Consider the following 14,139-nt stretch of genomic DNA (forward strand, 5'->3'; position numbering starts at 1 on the left):
CTGCCTGCCGGGGTAGGAGCGTCCATGTCACCCGGGCGCGAGGACGGCCCCGAGTTCGACCATCCCACAGAGAAGTGCGGCGTCGTCGGCGTCTCCCTCGCCGAGCGCGACGCCGCCTTCCCGACGTACTACGCGCTGTACGCGCTCCAACACCGCGGCCAGGAGTCCGCTGGCATCGTCACCCACGACGGCTTCCAGCAACACCAGCACGTCGGCATGGGCCTCGTCGGCGAGGCCTTCGACGAGTCCGACATCGAGGGCCTCGTCGGCAGCGCCGGTATCGGCCACGTGCGCTACCCCACCGCGGGCAGCGTCGACAAGTCCTGCGCGCAGCCGTTCTCCGTCTCGTTCAAGGGCGGCGCGCTCGGGCTCAGCCACAACGGCAACCTCGTCAACGCCGACGAAATCCGCGACGACCTCGCCAGCAGCGGGCACGCGTTCACCAGCGACGGCGACACCGAGGTCATCGCTCACGACCTCGCGCGCAACCTCCTCGACGAGGACCTCGTCGCCGCCGTCGAGACGACGATGAACCGCGTCCACGGGTCGTACTCGCTGACCATCATGCACGACGACACCGTCCTCGGCGTGCGCGACCCGCTCGGCAACCGCCCCCTCGTTCTCGGAGAACTCGACGACGGCTACGTGCTCGCCAGCGAGTCCGCTGCCATCGACACGCTCGGCGGCGAACTAGTTCGGGACGTCCGGCCCGGCGAATTGGTCGTCCTCCACGAGGACGGCGAGGGCTACGACTCCCACCAACTGGTCGAAGCCGAGAACACCGCGAACTGCTTCTTCGAGTACGTCTACTTCGCGCGCCCGGACTCCGTCATCGACGACGAGCTCGTCTACGAGGTGCGACGCGAACTCGGCCGCCAGCTCTGGGCGGAGAACGGCGTCGACACGGACGTCGTGATGCCCGTCCCGGACTCCGGGCGCGCTTTCGCCTCCGGGTACGCCGAAGCCGGACAAAACGACGGTGCGACCGTCGAATTCGCGGAGGGCCTGATGAAGAATCGCTACGTCGGCCGCACGTTCATCATGCCCACGCAGGAGGCGCGCGAGCAGGCCGTCCGCCTCAAACTCAACCCCATCAAATCCACCGTCGAGGGCCGCACGGTCACCGTCATCGACGACTCCATCGTCCGTGGCACCACGAGCAGCCAGCTCGTCGACCTCCTCCGGGAGGCCGGTGCCGAGGAAGTCCACGTACGCATCGGCGCGCCACCCATCAGCGCGCCCTGCTACATGGGCATCGACATGGCGACTCGTGACGAGCTCATCGCCGCCGACAAGACCGCCAGCGAAATCGCCGACCAGATCGGCGCGGACAGTCTCTCGTATCTCTCGCTGGAAGCCGTCACGACCGCAATCGGCCGGTCGGAGGCGGACCTCTGCGCGGGCTGCGTGACCGGCGAGTACCCCTACGACATCCCCGGCGAGGCCACCGACCGCGAAATCGACCACCCGGTCGAAGCGCCCGCCGACGACTGAGCGCCACAGTAACTTTTACGCAAGGAAACGACCCGCCGAGTATGCGGTTCGTCCTCCAGGTCGCCGTCGTCCTCGTGCTACTGTTCGCTGGCTGTATCGGTCAGGGCCCGGCTCCCCTCCCCGACGACTCGACCGAAACGATGCCGTACCCGCCTGGTGTGACGGCGGACGGCGTCTCGAACGCGTCCGCGCTCGTCGACGCGCACAGTGACCACGTCACCACGCACGGCGCCGTCGTCACGTCGAACGGCACGACGACGGTGCGAATCGGGGGCGAGCCGCGGACAATCGAGACGAACGCGACGGCTCGTGCGACGCCCAATCTGACGCGAATTCACGTCGTCTCGTGGGGCGTTCGCGTCAGCGGGAACGAGACCGCGCCGGAGCGCTACGAGGTGTACGCCAACGAGACCAGGGTGTTGGAGCGAATCGCACACGAGAACGAGACCTCGGTCCGTGTCGAGCGCCGGGGCGACGCACCAATCGTCGTCGAGCGCGTGGTTCGCGCGCAGCCGCTCCGGGCTGCGCTCGAATCACTGGACCTCGAGGTCGTCGGAACCGAGCGCCAGAACGGCCGGACCGTGACGACGCTGAGCGCTGACGAGACGACGCTAAGCGACGACGACCCCTCGCGGAACGCCGCGACGCTGGAGATCGCAGCCAGCGGGCGCGTGCTCTCGCTGTCCACGGTTCACGACCAGAACACGACGACGGCCGTCGGGCGGCGGACGCTCGACGTGACGTGGTCGAACGCGACGACCGTCGAGCCGCCCGCGTGGGTCCGGAACCGGAGTCAGTAGAGCACGTACAACAGGAGGTAGACGACGATGCCGAGCGCGAACGACACCAGCCACAGCGACGCCGCGACGCGCCCGACTTTCGCGTGGTTCGTCGCCGGAATCTCGTTCACCGGGCGGGTGCCCGCAAGCAACAGCGCGTAGTAGACCAGCGGAATCGACACCATCGCCAGCCCCATGTGGACAATCAAAATCGGGAGGTAGACGAACGTGTAGACGACGTCCGGGCCCGCGAACCCTGTGGTTCCCTCGACGACGATACGGTAGAGGTAGAACGCGAGGAACAGCACGAACAGCAGCGTCGACGTCACCATCGCGGCCTTGTGGCGCTTCACGTCCCCGTTCTGAATCGCGCGCCAGCCGGCAGCGATGGTGACGATAGCGGCCGCGCTGAGCGCGGCGTTCACGGTCGGGAGCGCGTGCAGGACCGCGTCCGGCGCGTGCGGCACCGCGGACGCGGGGACGAACCCGCGGACGGCGGCGATTACGAGCGCGAGCGACGCCACCGAGAGCACCGCGGTCAGCGAGCGAACGTGCCGCCGCGCGAACCCGTCTGTCATGGTCGGCGGTTCGGACGCGCGCCCCATAGCGGTTTCCGTGTCGGCGACTCGCAGGGGACGGCCAAATCGTAGGGGTTTTAATTGGTCGGCGGGTACGGTGGATTGCAAACGCACGTAGCGAGCGTGGGTAGCCAAGCTAGGCCAAAGGCGCAGCGTTGAGGGCGCTGTCCTGTAGAGGTTCGCCGGTTCAAATCCGGTCCCACGCATCGCTAGGGTGGACAAAGTCCACCGACGCCGAGACGGCTTCGCCGTCGAGGCAACGCGATGCACGGTGATATCCCCTCTGGGACATCACCCACGCAAAATTCTGCTGACCTAACACTCGACAGCAGCGCTGCTGTCGTTGGCGTATACGCGAGTTCGCCAGCGCCGCGGCCGGCAGGAAGAGAGTCAGTTGTCGGTCTCGGGGTTGTCGATGGCGTCGTCGAGGCCGCGCTGCTGGGTGGCGTCGGCGACGTAGTCTGCGACGTCGCGTTCCTTCGCGGCTTCGACGCGCCGGGAGTCGGCGTCGCGCTGGGATTCCGTAATCGTCTCCGTGCCGGTAAGGTCGACGAACAGCGACGCGAACCGACTGTGTCGGTCAGTCGTCTGCGACATTCGTCTGGGTGGAGAGGGAGTTGGCGAACGTGGCGCTCGCGTCGGTGTCAACGTGGTCGACGGTGAGGGCGACGCCGCTCGCGTCGACGGAGAGCGTGACGTCCTCGACGCCGCAGTCGTACTCGCTGACGTGCTTGCCGGAGCGGCGCACGCGCAGCGACTCTTCGAGGAGGCCGGCGTCCGCGAGGATGTCGACCTTGCGGTAGGCCGTCGACTGGGGGAGGTCGCACTGCTCGGAAATCTCGTTGACGGTGAGCGTGGCGTCTCGGGTTGCTTCCAGAATCGTCCGGCAGTCGGCGTCGTCGAGCGCGTCGAGAACGTTCTGGACGTCCTCGGTGTCCGTGTGCGTGGTGGGACCGTCGTCGCGGTCGGTGCGGATGCCGGCGGGCAGCTGACTCTGACTCATATTTCGTAGAATGCACTCCGGGGGGAGGAGTGTACGACCCCGGTATCGAGGGGGGTTTAAGTCAGATGGGCGGAGCGAGCCGCTCGCAGCGTAACGAGGCCAGTTAGGACCCCTCTTCGAGCACGTCTGCGAAGAGCTTGCGCTGGGCGGCGGTGAGGTGCTCAGTGAGCGTCGACGGCGTGATGTCGAGTTCGTCGGCGACGTCCGTGGCGTTGGCTTCGCGGGGTTGGGCGAAGTAGCCCATGTCGTAGGCGGTCTGGAGGACTTCGAGTTGGCGCTCGGTGAGCTTCCCGCGGTCGACGAACACCGTATCGCGGGGCGCGCCGCCGGTGGGTGCGCGGACGAGGCGCTGGATGTCGACCTCGGGGTAGCGGTCGCGGAACTCGCCGACGATGGTCTGGAGCTGGTCGAAGCTCTCGGCGTGGAAGACGACTTCGAGGTCGCCCGAGTGCGCGAAGAAGCGGTCGACGGGCGTGTCGAACTCGCCCAGGCAGACGCAGGGGCAGTCGGCGTCGGTGTCGTGGGTGACGCGGTAGAGGTGGCGGTCGGCGTACTCGAATACTGGGTCGTCGTAGTCCTCCGGGACGGCGTCGGCGTCGACGAGGAACTCAGTGACGCAGTCCGCGGAATCGGCGGCCGCGACGCTCGTGGAGACGTCGCTGATGGTGGTGCTGGCGCGCTCGGAGAGGTCGGCGATGGGGCAGACCGCCGGCGCGGGGAACTCGACGGTGACGCGAATCCCGCCAGACATTAGCAGCCCGTTGGCTGGCTCCGTACTTGAGCGTGCGGGTCTATCGCGGCGGGAAAGCGTGGGCCCAGGAGAAGCAGCGCGGTCAGTCGTGGCGCTCGGAGAGTTCGATGTGGCGGCCGCTGATGGTGTCGGCGCGGAGTTCGTACAGTTTGATGTCGAGGTCGGGCTTGGCTTCGCCCCAGATTTCGAACAGGGGGCGCTTCGCTTCGCCGTACTGTTCGACGTGCTCGACGGTCATCTCGTCGCGGGAAATCTCGGTGAGCGTGCCGGTGACGACGACGCTCTTGTAGGTGGGTTCGTCCTCCTCGTAGACGACGAGGCGGGCGTCGGGGTTCGAGGAGAGGAACTCGCGTTTCTCGCTCTCCGGCGTGGAGACCAAGCGGAGGTAGAACGTGCGGTCGTCGGCGTCGTACCCGTAGGAGATGGGAATCGCGTACGGGTCGTCGTCGCGGGCGAGCGAGAGCACGCCGGTTTCGTGGCGGCCGAGGAGCGCGTCGGTGTCCGACTGCGTCATCTCGGTCTGCTTCTCCAGGGCCATCGTAGACATGTCGTGGTTGTTCGGCAGTATCTTTATACTTGCCTATCTGGAGTGCGGAAAAACCCGGACACGCGCTACGGGCGCGCGTACTGCCAGCGAGGAGCGACCCCTCGAACGGAGTCGTTACTCGGGTGTGTCGACGGGGGAGAACGCCTCGGTGGTAACCGAGGCCCCGCAGACGACGCACCCGTTCTCGACGAGGGCGTCCCGCATCGCGGGGTTGACCTCCATGGACTCCCCGCAACTCGGGCAGACGAAGGTGAACTCCTCACTGGCGGTCATCGCTACCTGAGCGTATGCTCGCTCCGGGTAAATGAACCCCCCTGTTTCCAAACGTCTGAGAACAACTCCTTCGCGACCCAGATCGTCAGCGGAATCGTCCAGTAAGCCCCGAGACACGGCGCTTCAGGCCGTCCAAGCGCTCTCCGAAGGAGGCTTCAGGACTCGACGGACCACCTCCGGACGCATCCGTCGAGCGCTCCGGGAGCACCGTGCGGACGTGATGGCGGACAACGACCAGCGCGGCACCGACGACGAGCACCGGGAAGCCCGCGAGCGCGACGGCCGAGAGGGGTTCGACCGAGGGAGACACCTGCACGCCGAGCCCGTACGCGACGTAGACGCAGCCGACGAGCACGGCGACGGTGGCGGCCGCGACGGCGAACCCGAGCCGCCGCGTGCGGGTGGCGAGGTGCGTGCAGAACGCCTGGACTTTCCCCGCGACGTGCGTCGCGGCGTCGCCGTGGGACTCGCTGGTGCCCGCGCGCTGGACGGCCGCGGTCTGCTCGCGCGTGAACGTGGCGAGTCCGGGTCGTGGCGCGACGGCGGCGTGGACAGCCACGCCCGCCGCAATTGCCGTGCCGACCGCAACCGCAGCGACGCCGACGCTGACGGTGCCCGTGAGCACGAGTCGGGAGCCGGTCGGCGGGCGGAAGACCGCGACGACCGCGAGCGTCGCGGCGAGCAGGAACGCCGTGAGGCCGAGCACGCGCCACGCGACGGCGCGGACGCCGTCGAGTGCGACGAGGTGGGCGTCGAGTACCGTCTCGGTTCCGGTGACGGCAGGTGCGCTCGCGTCGAACGGTTCGGGGTCGGGCCGACGGTCCCCGGGCGTCCCGCCGGGCGGGACGTCGAACGCGAGTGGGTCGGCGACCGCGTCCTCGACGAGGCGTGCGGGCGTCGTGTACTCCGTGCGGAGGTCCGCGGCGACGGCCTTGGGCAGCCGGTAGAGCGAGTCGTCGCGGCGCGCGTCGTCTATCCCCAGCGAGAGCAATGAGACATGGTCGAGGGCGGGTTGGACGTTCGTGAGCGTGACGACGCCCCACTCGCCGGCGGGCTCCTCGATGTTAGTGTAGCGGGCGACCTCGCTGCTGTCCGCGGTTGTCGCCCACACCTGGCCGACGCAGCGTAGGCCGAACTCGCGGTGGAAGAAGACGTAGTCGCCGCGGTCGAGGGCCGCGAGGACGTCCGTGTCGCGGGTCGCCCACGCGTGCGTATCGGCGAGGCTGCGGAGGAGGTCCGAGACTGCGGGCGGCTCCGCGGCGGTCGCGTACCCCTCCCCGAAGGCGTCGGTGAGGTCCTCGCTGGTCAGCGAGGCGAGGTAGACGCTGTCGGCGAAGTCGGCGGGCATACGGGAGCGCTGACGCCGCGGGTACTTAACTGTCGCCCGCGAGATTTCTGGCGGTTACGGCCGGCAAGCGGGGTATTAAAATGTCGGCACCTCCATACGGCAGGGTATGCCGAAGTATTCGACCGGCGGTGCCAGCGGCGGCGGGGGCGGACAGACCTGCGAGCTCTGCGGGTCGTCCGCCGACTCCCTCCGCACCGCGGACGTCGCGGGGGCGGAGCTCACGGTCTGCCCCGACTGCGCGAGCAGCCACGACGAGAGCCCCGACCGGACTCCGGACGAGGACCAGGAACGCAAGAAGCAGGCCGCACAGAACACGGCCCGCGCGCTCGACCAGGCGACCGGCGACTCCAGTCACTGGGAGGAGAACGGCACCGACTACGAGCGCGACCAGCTCCCGTACCTCGTCTCGGACTACGGCGAGCGCGTCGTCCGCGCGCGCCAGGAGGCCGGCCTCCAGCGCGAGGAACTCGCCGAGGAACTCGACATCGACGAGTCGGACCTGCTCGCGGTCGAGCAGGCACGCGCGACGCAGGCGAGCGTCGGCGGGTCGGTCGTCGCGGCGCTCGAAGCGCGCCTCGACGTGGAACTCAGCGACGAGTAAGCCGAACGCGGCCTGGTCGCGGCGGCGGCCGGGAATTAGTCATCTTTTTTCAGGCGAGACGCGTTGGTGGCGTATGGACCTCTCCGCCGAGCAGCGCCAGATTCGGGACGCCGTCCGGGACTTCGCGACCGAGGAGATTCGCCCGACGGCGGCCGACGCCGACCGCGAGCAGGAGTTCCCCGAGGACGTCTGGGACGGCCTCGCCGAGATGGGGATGACCGCGATGACCGTTCCGGAGGCGTACGGCGGCCTCGACGTGGACAGCCTCACGTACAGCGTCGTCAACGAGGAGGTAGCGTACGGCGCGCTGTCGGTGGCGACTGCGCTCTCCGTGCACTGCCTCGCGACGTCGTGCATCGCGGAGTTCGGCAGCGACGACCTCAAGTCGGAGTGGCTACCGGAGATGGCCGACGGCCGGCCCGTCGGCGCGTTCGCGCTCTCGGAGCCCGACGCCGGCTCGAACCCCGCGCAGATGACCACCGAAGCCGTCCGCGACGGTGACGAGTACGTGCTGAACGGGAAGAAACAGTGGATTACGAACGGCCAGCGCGCCGGCGTCGCCATCGTCTTCGCGAAGGTGGACGGCGACGACGACGAGATAACGCAGTTCCTCGTACCCAAGGACACCGACGGCATCGAGGTCGGGAAGAAGGAGGACAAACTCGGCCTGCGCGCCAGCGACACCACCGCGTTGCTGTTCGACGACTGCCGGATTCCCGCCGAATACCGGCTCACCGAGGAAGGCAAGGGGATGTCCGCGGCGCTGCACATCCTGACTGGTGGCCGCATCGGCATCGCGTCGCAAGCCGTCGGGCTCGCGCAGGCCGGCCTCGACGCTGCGCTCTCGTACGCCGACGAGCGCGAGCAGTTCGACCAGAAGCTCTCGGCGATTCAGACGATTCGACACAAACTCGCGGATATGGAGACGCAGACGCAGGCCGCGCGGCTGCTCGCGCGTGACGCCGCCCGGCGAGCCGACGCGGGCGAGGACCACCGCGACGCCGCGGCGAAGGCGAAGTACTTCGCCAGCGAGGCAGCCGTCGACGTCACCAACGAGGCCGTCCAGATTCACGGCGGCTACGGCTACACCACCGACTTCGACGTCGAGCGGTTCTACCGCGACTCCAAAATTACGACCATCTACGAGGGGACCTCAGAGATTCAGAAGGAGGTCATCGCGCGCGGCCTGCTGGACTGAGCGGCCGCACGACCTTTGGGCCAGCGCGCCGACGCCCCGGACATGACCGACACCGAGGACTGGCAGCGCGACGTCGTCGAACCCGTGTTGCGGGTGCTCCACCAGGCGGGCGTCGCCGTCACCGCGGACGTGGTCTCGACGAACCTCGACGCCGTACTCGACGACGCGCCGACCGCCGTCGAGGTGGACGCCGCACTCGCTGAACTGGACGAGGACAACTTCGTGCGGACGTTCGCGGACACCGACGACTACTACGTGATTACGGACCGCGGCAGCGGCCACGTCAGCAACGAGCTCGAAGAAGAGGGGTTCGGCTTCGTCGACTGACCCACCGAAGTTGCTAACCCTCGGGACAGCCTACGCGGAGTCGTGACTGACTACGAGGCAGTGGTCTACGACCTCGACGGAACGCTCGTCCGGCTCGCGGTCGACTGGGCGGACGTCGAACGCGAGGTCGCCGCGCGGCTCCGCGAAGCGGGCGTCGACCCCAGCGCGTACGACATGTGGGAGATGCTGGACGCCGCCGAGGACGCGGGCATCGGGAGCGACGTCCACGACCTCATCGCGAGCCACGAGCGCGACGGCGCGACCCGCGCGGAGCGACTGTCGGGTGCGGACGAACTCGCGGACCTCGACGTGCCCGCGGCGGTCTGCTCGCTGAACGCAGAGGACGCGTGCCGCACCGCGCTGGAGCGCCACGACCTGCTGGACTCGTTCCGCGTGGTCGCGGGTCGCGACACGGTTCCCGCGCGAAAACCCGACCCGCGGGCGCTGACGTGGGTGCTGGACGAACTCGGCGTCGCGCCCGAGAACGCGCTGTTCGTCGGTGACTCGGCCTCGGACGAAGTGACCGCCGAGCGCGCAGGCACGTCGTTCCGCTGGGCGTAGCTACTCCTCGACGTTTCGGCGCGCGTACCAGTACGTCGCGAGCGCCGTCAACAGCCAGACGACCGCGCCGACGCGCACCGCGAACGACACTCGCGCGGCCCACGTCGGTAGCGTGTAGAACAGCGACAGGGCGACCACCGTGGGTGCGCCGACCACGATAGTGAGCACGAACGTCGTCTGCATCACCCAGCCGTAGTCGACGCCCTCCGGGTCGGTCTCTTCCTGTAGCTCCGGCACACGCGAGAGCACGGTGGCCCCCGGCATAACTTCCCCGTTGTGCGGCCCGGTTCGCGTACGTTTATCACGACGCCGGCGCGACCACGAAGTATGCCGACCGTCCGAGACGTCCGCCGGAACGCGGGCGACGAGCCGATAACGATGCTGACTGCGTACGACGCGCCGACCGCCAGCGTCGTCGACGACGCGGGTGTCGACGTGATTCTCGTCGGCGACAGCATGGGCAACGCGAAGCTCGGCTACGACACCACGCTGCCCGTGACCGTCGACGAAATCGCGAGCGCGACCGGCGCGGTGTCCCGCGTCACCGAGGACGCCGTGGTCGTCGCGGACATGCCGTTCCTGAGCTTCGGCGCGAACGAAGCCGACAGCATCGAGCACTGCGGCCGCATGCTGAAGGAGGCGAACGCCGACGCGGTGAAACTCGAATCCGGCCCGCACACGGTCGAACTCACGGACCGGCTGACGGACCTCGGGATTCCCGTGATGGCCCACCTCGGGCTGACTCCCCAGCACGTCAACCAACTCGGCGGCTACTTTCGGCAGGGAACCGACCAGAGTGCCGCCGAACGTATTCTCGACCTCGCGCGCGGTCACGAGGACGCGGGCGCGTTCTCGCTCGTGCTCGAACACGTCCCCGCGAACGTCGCCAGCGACGTCACGGACGCCCTCGACATCCCGACCATCGGCATCGGTGCCGGCCCAGGCACAGACGGCCAGGTGCTCGTCGTGGACGACGCAATTGGGCTCTCCGAGCGCTGTCCGCCGTTCGCCGAACAGTTCGGGGACGTCAAAACGGAGATGGAGAACGCCGTCGAGGGCTACGTCGACGCCGTCGAGTCGGGGGAGTTCCCCGCCGAGAAGCACAGTCACGTCGAAGAAGACCTGGATTCGCTCTATTAGAGCCCTCGCTCGTCGAGGAACGACGTGAGTTCATCGTTGAACGCTTCTGGGGCTTCCAGCATCGCGAGGTGCGCGGCGTCGTCGACGGTCGTCCACGCCCCGTCTTGCACGTGTTCTGCGACGTACTCGTGGTACTGTGGGGGCGTGAGGCGGTCGTACTCGCCCGTGAGTGCGAACACGGGCGTCTCGATTTCGTCGAGGCGGTCCCTGACGTCGAAGGTGTGACAGGACAGGAAGTCGCGTTCGACGACTTCACGGCCGGCTTCGCGCATCGCGTCCTTCGAGAATGCGACTTCGCGCTCGCTAGGTTCGTGGAAGAGCATGTCCTCGCGGTGGAGGAATTCGACGGCACGGTCGAAGCCGTCGCCCTCGCCGGCCAGCCAGTCCCGGAGTTCGTCGAGCACCGAGAGCTTCGCGCCGGAGCCCGCGAGCACGACGGCGTCGGCGTCGAACGCCGCGTCGAGGACGGCGGTGAGGGCGACAGCGCCGCCGAGGCTGTTCCCGACGAGCACGCCGGCGTCCACCTCGTCGGCGACCGCACGCACGTCCTCGACGTACGCGGCGAGCGTCTCGGGGCCGGGCTCGGTGTCCACGTCGTCGCTCTCGCCGTGGCCGCTGAGGTCGAGGGCGGCGACTGGGCGCTCGCTGGACAGGCGTGCGAGTTGTGCCTTCCAGACCGTGTGCGTGCCACCGCTGCCGTGGACGCAGAGCAGCGGTGTCCCGCTGCCCCCGCGGTCCTCGATGCGGTAGGCAGTCGTACGGCCGTCGTGGGTGACCGTCTGCATGGTTCCGGCGAGGGCGACCAGCGCCAAAACACCTACGGCGATGTGAACCGCAATTCTACCTGTCTCACTTTCGCCGTACCGTCCCCCACTGACCGCCGATAAGTTTATAAGGGTGCACGGGTAACTTTACGTTAGTTAGATGAACCCGAAATCCTTCACCGAGCAACTCGACGCGCCGGCACGACGGTTCGACTACGGCGACGAAACCGTCCTCGTCGCGGACCTCGGGGTCGCCGACGACGCGGTCTCGATCGACGTCGTCGACGAGACGGTCATCCTCGTCGTCGAAACCGACGACGAGCCGCACCAACACGAATTCGACGTGCCCGCGGGCACGGTCGCGAAAGCGCTTATCAACAACGGCATCGTCACCGTCGAGGTGGAACGATGAAACTCACGGTCAAGCCGCTCAAGCAGAAGGACGCAGGCCGTGGACTGGCCGCCATCGACCGCGCGGCGATGGACGAACTCGACCTCGAGAACGGCGACTACGTCGTCCTCAGCAGCGACCAGGGTCGCGCCGTCGCCCGCGTCTGGCCGGGTTACCCCGAAGACGAAGGCGAGGGCATCGTCCGCATCGACGGTCGCCTCCGCCAGGAGGCCGACGTCGGCATCGACGACAACGTCGCCGTCGAACCCGCCGACATCAAGCCCGCGACCGCCGTCACGGTCGCGCTCCCGCAGAACCTCCGCGTGCGTGGCGACATCACGCCAATGGTGCGCGACCGCCTGAGCGGCCGCCCCGTCACCACCGGACAGACCATCCCCATCTCCTTCGGTTTCGGTGGGATGAGCACGGTCTCCGGCCAGCAGATTCCCGTCAAAATCGCCGACACGGACCCCGACGGCACGGTCGTCGTGAGCAACGACACCGAGATTCAGGTCTCCGAGCAGCCCGCCGAGGAAATCGCCGCGGGCGCTCCCGCCGGCGAAGGCGGCGACAGCACCCCGAACGTAGCCTACGAGGACATCGGTGGCCTCGACCGCGAACTCGAACAGGTCCGTGAGATGATCGAACTGCCGATGCGCCACCCCGAGCTGTTCCAGCAACTCGGCATCGAGCCGCCGAAAGGCGTGCTCCTCCACGGCCCGCCGGGTACCGGGAAGACGCTCATCGCGAAGGCCGTCGCCAACGAAATCGACGCGCACTTCCAGACCATCTCCGGCCCCGAAATCATGTCGAAGTACTACGGGGAGAGCGAGGAGAAACTCCGCGAAGTCTTCGACGAGGCCGAGGAGAACGCCCCCGCCATCGTCTTCATCGACGAAATCGACTCCATTGCGCCCAAGCGCGGCGAGACCCAGGGTGACGTCGAACGCCGCGTCGTCGCCCAGCTGCTGAGCCTCATGGACGGGCTCGAAGAGCGCGGCGACGTCACGGTCATCGCCGCGACCAACCGTGTCGACGCCATCGACCCCGCGCTCCGCCGCGGCGGCCGCTTCGACCGCGAAATCGAAATCGGCGTCCCGGACAAGGAGGGCCGTAAGGAGATTCTCCAGGTCCACACGCGCGGCATGCCCCTCGCCGAGGAGATCGACATCGACGCGTTCGCCGAATCCACGCACGGCTTCGTCGGCGCGGACATCGAGAGCCTCGCGAAGGAAGCCGCGATGAACGCGCTCCGGCGCGTCCGCCCGGAAATCGACCTCGAAGCCGACGAAATCGACGCCGAACTCCTCGAATCCATTCAGGTCACCGAGGACGACTTCAAGGCCGCGCTGAAGGGCATCGAACCCTCCGCGCTCCGCGAAGTGTTCGTCGAAGTCCCGGACGTCACCTGGGACCAGGTCGGCGGCCTCGAAGACACCAAAGAACGCCTCCGCGAGACCATCCAGTGGCCGCTCGACTACCCCGAGGTCTTCGAGTCCATGGACCTCCAGTCCGCGAAGGGCGTCCTGCTGTACGGCCCGCCGGGCACCGGGAAGACGCTGCTCGCGAAGGCCGTCGCCAACGAGGCCAACTCGAACTTCATCTCCGTGAAGGGCCCCGAACTCCTCAACAAGTACGTCGGGGAGTCCGAGAAGGGCGTCCGCGAAGTCTTCGAGAAGGCCCGCGCGAACGCCCCCACGGTGGTGTTCTTCGACGAGATCGACTCCATCGCCGGCGAACGCGGCTCCAACATGGGCGACTCCGGTGTCGGCGAACGCGTCGTCAGCCAGCTCCTCACGGAACTGGACGGCATCGAGGAACTGGAGGACGTGGTCGTCGTCGCAACGACGAACCGCCCCGACCTCATCGACAGCGCGCTGCTCCGCCCGGGCCGCCTGGACCGCCACGTCCACGTCCCCGTCCCGGACGAGGACGCACGCCGCGCCATCCTCGAAGTCCACACGCGGAACAAGCCGCTGGCCGACGACGTCGACCTCGACTACCTCGCCAGCGAGACCGGGAACTTCGTCGGCGCGGACATCGAAGCGCTCGTCCGCGAAGCCACGATGAACGCCACCCGCGAGTTCATCAACTCCGTCGACCCCGAGGAAGCCACCGAATCCGTCGGTAACGTCCGCATCACCGCCGAGCACTTCGAGGAAGCGCTCTCGGACATCACGCCGAGCGTCGACGAAGACGTCCGCGAGCAGTACGAAGAACTCGAAGAAAAATTCGAGAAAGCAGCCACCCCCGAGGAAGAAGAACCCACGACCCCCGGGGCGTTCCAGTAGTACCTTTTTGCAGCGCTCGGCGCGCGAAGCGCGCCGTCGCTTGCAAAAATCTACGCTAAAAAGCGCTCCTCGTTCCCGTCGCGCGCCGGAGGC

18 protein-coding genes and 1 tRNA gene are annotated in these 14,139 nt (G+C 67.8%); 10 read left to right on the plus strand and 9 right to left on the minus strand.

The features are described 5' to 3' along the window. The first annotated feature begins 24 nt into the window (after nt 1-24). Together purF and LPA46_RS12670 are read left to right on the plus strand one after the other, a co-directional pair. A complete protein-coding gene (gene purF / locus LPA46_RS12665) occupies nt 25-1,494 on the plus strand; it encodes an amidophosphoribosyltransferase (RefSeq protein ID WP_230892787.1) in 1,470 nt (489 codons plus the stop codon). A gap of 41 nt (nt 1,495-1,535) precedes the next feature. Beyond that, a complete protein-coding gene (locus LPA46_RS12670; RefSeq protein WP_230892788.1) occupies nt 1,536-2,294 on the plus strand; it encodes a hypothetical protein in 759 nt (252 codons plus the stop codon). Here LPA46_RS12670 and LPA46_RS12675 read toward each other — a convergent pair. Beyond that, on the minus strand, nt 2,288-2,851 hold the full coding sequence (locus LPA46_RS12675) for a DUF420 domain-containing protein (RefSeq protein ID WP_230892789.1): 564 nt from the start codon (nt 2,849-2,851) through the stop codon (nt 2,288-2,290). The two genes, LPA46_RS12670 and LPA46_RS12675, sit on opposite strands and share 7 nt — an antisense overlap. Nucleotides 2,852-2,972: 121 nt before the next feature. On the opposite strand from LPA46_RS12675, the gene LPA46_RS12680 reads away from it, so the two are divergent. Beyond that, nucleotides 2,973-3,057, plus strand: a tRNA-Leu gene (locus LPA46_RS12680). A gap of 184 nt (nt 3,058-3,241) precedes the next feature. Here LPA46_RS12680 and LPA46_RS12685 read toward each other — a convergent pair. From LPA46_RS12685 to LPA46_RS12710, 6 genes are all read right to left on the minus strand, one after another. Then, nucleotides 3,242-3,448, minus strand: a complete 207-nt coding sequence (locus LPA46_RS12685; protein ID WP_230892790.1) for a hypothetical protein — start codon at nt 3,446-3,448, stop codon at nt 3,242-3,244. After that, the gene (locus LPA46_RS12690; protein ID WP_230892791.1) at nt 3,432-3,854 is read right to left on the minus strand and encodes a winged helix-turn-helix domain-containing protein; all 423 of its coding nucleotides are present in this window, start codon (nt 3,852-3,854) and stop codon (nt 3,432-3,434) included. The genes LPA46_RS12685 and LPA46_RS12690 overlap by 17 nt, the downstream gene beginning before the upstream one ends. 103 nt (nt 3,855-3,957) lie before the next feature. After that, nucleotides 3,958-4,605, minus strand: a complete 648-nt coding sequence (locus LPA46_RS12695) for a helix-turn-helix domain-containing protein (RefSeq protein WP_230892792.1) — start codon at nt 4,603-4,605, stop codon at nt 3,958-3,960. A gap of 82 nt (nt 4,606-4,687) precedes the next feature. Further along, nucleotides 4,688-5,143, minus strand: coding sequence for a pyridoxamine 5'-phosphate oxidase family protein (locus tag LPA46_RS12700; RefSeq protein WP_230889176.1), 456 nt, complete (start codon nt 5,141-5,143; stop codon nt 4,688-4,690). Nucleotides 5,144-5,266: 123 nt separating this feature from the next. After that, nucleotides 5,267-5,425, minus strand: a complete 159-nt coding sequence (locus LPA46_RS12705) for a DUF7560 family zinc ribbon protein (RefSeq protein WP_230889059.1) — start codon at nt 5,423-5,425, stop codon at nt 5,267-5,269. Nucleotides 5,426-5,510: 85 nt separating this feature from the next. Next, a complete protein-coding gene (locus tag LPA46_RS12710) occupies nt 5,511-6,773 on the minus strand; it encodes a hypothetical protein (RefSeq protein WP_230892793.1) in 1,263 nt (420 codons plus the stop codon). Nucleotides 6,774-6,879: 106 nt separating this feature from the next. Here LPA46_RS12710 and LPA46_RS12715 point away from each other — a divergent pair, with 106 nt between their 5' ends. From LPA46_RS12715 to LPA46_RS12730, 4 genes are all read left to right on the plus strand, one after another. Beyond that, on the plus strand, nt 6,880-7,374 hold the full coding sequence (locus tag LPA46_RS12715; RefSeq protein ID WP_230892794.1) for a helix-turn-helix domain-containing protein: 495 nt from the start codon (nt 6,880-6,882) through the stop codon (nt 7,372-7,374). Between the two features lie 73 nt (nt 7,375-7,447). Then, nucleotides 7,448-8,572: an acyl-CoA dehydrogenase family protein gene (locus LPA46_RS12720; RefSeq protein ID WP_230892795.1), complete on the plus strand. Its 1,125-nt coding sequence runs from the start codon at nt 7,448-7,450 to the stop codon at nt 8,570-8,572. Between the two features lie 42 nt (nt 8,573-8,614). Then, nucleotides 8,615-8,899 (plus strand): hypothetical protein, encoded by a 285-nt coding sequence (locus LPA46_RS12725; protein WP_230892796.1) that lies wholly within the window; start codon nt 8,615-8,617, stop codon nt 8,897-8,899. 42 nt (nt 8,900-8,941) lie between these two features. After that, nucleotides 8,942-9,460, plus strand: coding sequence for an HAD family hydrolase (locus tag LPA46_RS12730; RefSeq protein WP_230892797.1), 519 nt, complete (start codon nt 8,942-8,944; stop codon nt 9,458-9,460). Here LPA46_RS12730 and LPA46_RS12735 read toward each other — a convergent pair whose 3' ends face one another. Then, on the minus strand, nt 9,461-9,697 hold the full coding sequence (locus tag LPA46_RS12735; protein ID WP_230889065.1) for a DUF5822 domain-containing protein: 237 nt from the start codon (nt 9,695-9,697) through the stop codon (nt 9,461-9,463). Nucleotides 9,698-9,787: 90 nt separating this feature from the next. Here LPA46_RS12735 and panB point away from each other — a divergent pair, with 90 nt between their 5' ends. Beyond that, nucleotides 9,788-10,600, plus strand: coding sequence for a 3-methyl-2-oxobutanoate hydroxymethyltransferase (panB, locus tag LPA46_RS12740; protein ID WP_230892798.1), 813 nt, complete (start codon nt 9,788-9,790; stop codon nt 10,598-10,600). On the opposite strand, the gene LPA46_RS12745 is transcribed toward panB, so the two are convergent. Then, the gene (locus LPA46_RS12745; RefSeq protein ID WP_230892799.1) at nt 10,597-11,385 is read right to left on the minus strand and encodes an alpha/beta fold hydrolase; all 789 of its coding nucleotides are present in this window, start codon (nt 11,383-11,385) and stop codon (nt 10,597-10,599) included. The two genes, panB and LPA46_RS12745, sit on opposite strands and share 4 nt — an antisense overlap. Before the next feature lie 139 nt (nt 11,386-11,524). On the opposite strand from LPA46_RS12745, the gene LPA46_RS12750 reads away from it, so the two are divergent. Further along, a complete protein-coding gene (locus tag LPA46_RS12750; protein ID WP_230892800.1) occupies nt 11,525-11,776 on the plus strand; it encodes a DUF7127 family protein in 252 nt (83 codons plus the stop codon). After that, complete coding sequence (locus LPA46_RS12755) at nt 11,773-14,046, plus strand: CDC48 family AAA ATPase (protein WP_230892801.1); 2,274 nt, start codon at nt 11,773-11,775, stop codon at nt 14,044-14,046. Before LPA46_RS12750 ends, LPA46_RS12755 begins: the two co-directional genes overlap by 4 nt. Nucleotides 14,047-14,139: the final 93 nt, after the last annotated feature.

The organism is Halobacterium sp. KA-6, assembly GCF_021029015.1.
Taxonomy (GTDB): Archaea; Halobacteriota; Halobacteria; order Halobacteriales; family Halobacteriaceae; genus Halobacterium.

Excerpts from the sequence above, each read along its gene's own strand:
- LPA46_RS12715 (WP_230892794.1), top strand. The coding sequence starts at position 6,880 with ATGCCGAAGTATTCGACCGGCGGTGCCAGCGGCGGCGGGGGCGGACAG.
- LPA46_RS12690 (WP_230892791.1), bottom strand. The coding sequence starts at position 3,854 with ATGAGTCAGAGTCAGCTGCCCGCCGGCATCCGCACCGACCGCGACGAC.
- LPA46_RS12675 (WP_230892789.1), bottom strand. The coding sequence starts at position 2,851 with ATGACAGACGGGTTCGCGCGGCGGCACGTTCGCTCGCTGACCGCGGTG.
- LPA46_RS12670 (WP_230892788.1), top strand. The coding sequence starts at position 1,536 with ATGCGGTTCGTCCTCCAGGTCGCCGTCGTCCTCGTGCTACTGTTCGCT.
- LPA46_RS12695 (WP_230892792.1), bottom strand. The coding sequence starts at position 4,605 with ATGTCTGGCGGGATTCGCGTCACCGTCGAGTTCCCCGCGCCGGCGGTC.
- LPA46_RS12755 (WP_230892801.1), top strand. The coding sequence starts at position 11,773 with ATGAAACTCACGGTCAAGCCGCTCAAGCAGAAGGACGCAGGCCGTGGA.
- purF (WP_230892787.1), top strand. The coding sequence starts at position 25 with ATGTCACCCGGGCGCGAGGACGGCCCCGAGTTCGACCATCCCACAGAG.
- LPA46_RS12720 (WP_230892795.1), top strand. The coding sequence starts at position 7,448 with ATGGACCTCTCCGCCGAGCAGCGCCAGATTCGGGACGCCGTCCGGGAC.
- LPA46_RS12685 (WP_230892790.1), bottom strand. The coding sequence starts at position 3,448 with ATGTCGCAGACGACTGACCGACACAGTCGGTTCGCGTCGCTGTTCGTC.
- LPA46_RS12725 (WP_230892796.1), top strand. The coding sequence starts at position 8,615 with ATGACCGACACCGAGGACTGGCAGCGCGACGTCGTCGAACCCGTGTTG.
- LPA46_RS12745 (WP_230892799.1), bottom strand. The coding sequence starts at position 11,385 with ATGCAGACGGTCACCCACGACGGCCGTACGACTGCCTACCGCATCGAG.
- panB (WP_230892798.1), top strand. The coding sequence starts at position 9,788 with ATGCCGACCGTCCGAGACGTCCGCCGGAACGCGGGCGACGAGCCGATA.
- LPA46_RS12710 (WP_230892793.1), bottom strand. The coding sequence starts at position 6,773 with ATGCCCGCCGACTTCGCCGACAGCGTCTACCTCGCCTCGCTGACCAGC.
- LPA46_RS12700 (WP_230889176.1), bottom strand. The coding sequence starts at position 5,143 with ATGGCCCTGGAGAAGCAGACCGAGATGACGCAGTCGGACACCGACGCG.
- LPA46_RS12750 (WP_230892800.1), top strand. The coding sequence starts at position 11,525 with ATGAACCCGAAATCCTTCACCGAGCAACTCGACGCGCCGGCACGACGG.
- LPA46_RS12705 (WP_230889059.1), bottom strand. The coding sequence starts at position 5,425 with ATGACCGCCAGTGAGGAGTTCACCTTCGTCTGCCCGAGTTGCGGGGAG.